Genomic DNA, 4,243 nt, shown 5'->3' with positions numbered 1-4,243 from the left:
CGCCGAGATGCATGTGGAAAATGCGGGCGCTCCGTCCCGGATGGCTGAAGACCAGGAGCGCTGGGCTCATCTGCCCAACGCCGGCACCAGCCCGGCCCCCACCTGGATGGCCGACGACATGGATCTGGCCGAACTCTCGCTCGACCCCACCCTGGTGGACGGCATGAGCGACCAACTCACCCGGGTGTCGGCCGAGCAACTCAGCACCCGCCTGCTTCGCATGGAACGCAGCGTGTTGAGGCAGGAGCGCATCAGTCTGGAAATCTTGAGTTCGCTCAAGAAGATCGTTGCCGCTGCGCGCAAGCCAAGCACCAACGGCGCCCCCAACGAACTGCCCAAGTGAGCGCCATGCCTGCCCGTTCGCCCCTCACCAACGCCTTGACGATCGACGTTGAGGACTACTTCCAGGTGTCGGCTTTCGCACCCCACATCGACCGTGCCGACTGGGACAGCCGCGAGTGCCGCGTCGAGCACAACATCGACCGCATCCTGAAGCTGCTGGGCGACGAGCAGACCAAGGCAACGTTCTTTACCCTGGGCTGGGTCGCCGAGCGTTATCCGCAGATGGTGCGCCGCATCGTGAGCGAAGGCCACGAACTGGCCAGCCATGGGTATGGCCACCAGCGTGCCTCCGACCTGACCGAGGCCGAGTTCTTTCATGATGTGTCGCACGCCAAGGCGCTGCTCGAAGACATTGGCGGACAGCAAGTGCAGGGTTACCGTGCACCGAGTTTTTCCATCGGCACCGGCAACCTCTGGGCGCTCGACACCTTGTTGCGCGCCGGCTACCGCTACAGCTCCAGCATCTACCCCGTCAAGCACGACCACTACGGCATGCCCGACGCACCGCGCTTTGCGCACCAGATCCGTGATGGCCTGATGGAAGTGCCGCCCACCACGTTGCGGCTGTTCAACCGCAACCTGCCCTCCAGCGGCGGTGGTTATTTCCGGTTGCTCCCGTACGCCCTGTCGCGCTGGATGCTGCAGCAGGTCAACCAGCGCGATGCAGAGTCCGCGATTTTTTACTTTCATCCCTGGGAGATCGATCCCGGCCAACCCCGTGTCTCCGGCATCGACCTGAAAACCCGGTTTCGCCATTACGTGAACATCGGTCGCACCGAGCAACGCCTGGCGCGTCTGCTCAAAGACTTTCGCTGGGGCCGCATGGACGACATCTTCCTGAAAAGCCGTGCACCAGACCGTTTGACAGGGGTGCCCGTTGTCTGATCACGGCGCCCTGCAGATTCAACGCCTGGACAGCTCCCAACCCGACCAGGTCGCCCGATGGGAAGCGTTTGTCGCGCAGTGCCCCAACGCCACCTTTTTCCACCGCGCCGGCTGGCAGACCGTCATCCGTGATGTGTTCCGGCACCCCACCTTTTTCCTGTTTGCCGAGCAAGACGGTGAGATCCAGGGCGTGTTGCCGCTGGCCCATGTGAACAGCCGGCTGTTTGGCAACGCACTCACCGGCTTGCCCTTTGCGGTGTACGGTGGCGTGGCATCCGAGTCGCCGGCGGCCATGGCCGCGCTGGAGGGCGAAGCGCAACGACTGGCCATCGAACTGGGCACCGACCACCTGGAACTTCGCCACATCGACCGCCGCCACACCGACTGGCCGGTACAAGAGCTCTACGTCACCTTCCGCAAGGCCATCCTGCCGAAGGAAGAGGACAACATGCTGGCCATTCCGCGCAAACAGCGAGCCATGGTGCGCAAAGGCATCAAGAACGGCCTCACTTCGCAAGTGGATGCCAGTGCAGACCGTTTTTTTGCGCTGTACGCCGACAACGTGCACCGACACGGCACGCCCGCGTTTCCCAAGCGTTTTTTCCAGACGCTGCTCAAGACCTTTGGCGACGACTGTGAGGTACTCACCGTGTGTTCGGCTGAAGGTCGTCCGCTCTCCAGCGTGTTGAGTTTTTATTTTCGGGACGAGGTGTTGCCTTACTACGCAGGCGACGACGAAGCCGCGCGCGACCTCGCCGCCAACGACTTCAAGTACTGGGAACTCATGCGCCTGGCCTGCGCGCGTGGCCTCAAGGTGTTCGACTACGGTCGCAGCAAGGAGGGCACCGGGCCCTACGCATTCAAGCGCAACTGGGGCTTTGAGCCCACGCCGCTGAACTACGAATACCGCCTGTACAAGCGCGAGCGCATTCCGCAAAACAACCCCGCCAACGCCAAGTACAAGCTGCTGATCGCCACCTGGCGCCGCATGCCGCTGGGCCTCGCGAACTGGCTGGGTCCCCACATCGTGCGCAACCTCGGCTGAGCAGGCACCCATGGCGAACCTGCTCTACCTCGTGCACCGCTTGCCTTACCCGCCCAACAAGGGTGACAAGGTGCGCTCGTACCACCTGCTGCGCCATCTGCTGCAGCGCCACCGGGTGTTTCTCGGCACCTTCATTGACGACCCGGACGACGAGCAACACCTGCCGACACTTCGGGCCATGTGCCCCGATCTGCATGTGGAGCGCATCTCGCCGCGCACCGCCAAGCTCAAAAGCCTCACCGGGCTGCTGGCCGGGGAAGCGCTCACCCTGGCCTACTACCGCAATGCCGGCATGCAGCGCTGGGTGCAGGACGTGGCCAACAAGCACGCTCTGCAAGCCAGCGTCGTGTTCTCGTCCGCCATGGCGCAATACGCGCAGCCGCTCGCGCCCCGCGTGCCGATGCTGGTGGATTTTGTCGATGTCGATTCGGCCAAATGGACGCAGTACGCACCAGCCCATCGTTGGCCTCTGTCCACGCTGTACCGGCGCGAAGGCCAGCGACTGCTCGCCTACGAGCGCCGTGTGGCAGCGCAGGCGCACCGCTCTTACTTTGTGACCCCCAACGAGACCGCGCTGTTCGTCTCCCAGGCACCCGAGTGCCGCGACAAGGTGCAGTCCCTGAGCAATGGGGTGGACGCCGATTTTTTCTCGCCCGACCCCAAGCGCCCCAGCCCGTTCCCCGCAGGCGAGCAGGCCGTGGTCTTCACCGGCGCCATGGATTACTGGCCCAACATCGACGGCGTCAGCTGGTTCGTGGCCGAGATGCTGCCGCGCCTGCGCGCCCACTGGCCACGTGCACGGTTCTACATCGTGGGCCGCAACCCGTCGGCGCAGGTGCTCGCGCTGGCCGGTGAGCACGTGGAGGTCACCGGCACGGTGCCCGATGTGCGGCCCTACCTGCAACACGCGGCCGCTGTGGTGGCACCCTTGCGCGTGGCGCGTGGCATTCAAAACAAGATCCTGGAGGCCATGGCCATGCAGCAAGCGGTGATCACCGTCGGCAGCTGCGCCGATGCCATCGGAGCCTCAGCCGGGCAAGGCCTGCTGCGCGCCGAAACACCCGAAGCGTTCGTTCAGGCCCTGCAGCCTTTGTTGGACACCCCCGACCAGGCGGCCGCACTGGGCGTGTGCGCCCGCGCCTATGTGGAGCAAGGCTTCAGCTGGCAGGCTCACCTGAGCGGCATCGATCAAGGCCTTGGCAGCCTGCACGGCGCCGACAACACAAGCTCCCTGGAGACCGCCGTTCATGTCTGACACCGCGCGCTTGCCCGCCCATTGGCGATTGCCGCTGGCGTCCCTGGCGCTGTTGCTGCTGGCCATTCTGGTGCTCCACGCGCACACGGTTGCCGGCATGGTCTCCATCTGGGCGCGTTCTGACACCTATGCCCATGGCTTTGTGGTGCCGGTCATCTCGCTGTGGCTGATCTGGCGCATTCGCCATTCCTTGGCGGCCATGCAGCCGCGCCCGAGCTGGTTGGCCACGCTGATGCTGCTCGGCGCAGCAAGCCTGTGGCTGGCCGGCGACCTCGTCGCGGTGAACGCGGCCACCCAGCTGGCATTGGTCATGCTGCTGGTGCTCTCCGTGCCGACGGTGCTGGGCTGGCCAGTGGCTTTGGCCATGGCGTTTCCGCTGGGGTTTCTGTTCTTTGCCGTGCCCATCGGCGACTTCATGTTGCCCCAGCTGATGGAGTGGACCGCCGACTTCACCATCATGGCGCTGCGTCTGAGTGGCGTGCCGGTCTACCGCGAAGGCTTGCAGTTCATCATCCCGTCGGGCTCGTGGTCGGTGGTGGAAGCGTGCAGTGGCATCCGCTACATGATCGCGTCTGTCACCGTGGGCAGTCTGTTCGCCTACCTGAGCTACCAGAGCCTGACCAAGCGCCTGATCTTCGTGGGCGTGGCCATCCTGGTGCCGTTGGTGGCCAACTGGTTGCGTGCCTACATGATCGTGATGATCGGCCACCTCTCGG

Annotated in this window: 4 protein-coding genes and 1 pseudogene; all 5 read left to right on the top strand. The window is 64.4% G+C overall.

Annotated features, from left to right (window positions below; genetic code table 11):
• Positions 1 to 343 (top strand): annotated as a pseudogene (locus ACN4F8_RS13610) (ATPase); the annotation flags it as partial.
• A 5-nt stretch (positions 344 to 348) separates the two neighbouring features.
• Entirely contained in the window at positions 349 to 1,227 is an 879-nt protein-coding gene (locus tag ACN4F8_RS13605; RefSeq protein ID WP_419474091.1) for an XrtA system polysaccharide deacetylase, read from the top strand.
• Positions 1,220 to 2,272 (top strand): FemAB family XrtA/PEP-CTERM system-associated protein, encoded by a 1,053-nt coding sequence (locus ACN4F8_RS13600; RefSeq protein ID WP_419474090.1) that lies wholly within the window; start codon positions 1,220 to 1,222, stop codon positions 2,270 to 2,272. The genes ACN4F8_RS13605 and ACN4F8_RS13600 overlap by 8 nt, the downstream gene beginning before the upstream one ends.
• Positions 2,273 to 2,282: 10 nt before the next feature.
• Complete coding sequence (locus ACN4F8_RS13595) at positions 2,283 to 3,527, top strand: TIGR03087 family PEP-CTERM/XrtA system glycosyltransferase (protein WP_419474089.1); 1,245 nt, start codon at positions 2,283 to 2,285, stop codon at positions 3,525 to 3,527.
• Positions 3,520 to 4,243: exosortase A (gene xrtA / locus ACN4F8_RS13590; RefSeq protein WP_419474088.1), on the top strand; the 724-nt coding region annotated here is incomplete at its 3' end. The genes ACN4F8_RS13595 and xrtA, both read left to right, overlap by 8 nt.

The sequence above is a fragment of the Hydrogenophaga sp. genome (assembly GCF_048549895.1).
GTDB lineage: Bacteria > Pseudomonadota > Gammaproteobacteria > Burkholderiales > Burkholderiaceae_C > Hydrogenophaga.
Note: the sequence above shows the minus strand (reverse complement) of the source record. Positions and strands in the feature narration are given on the sequence as shown.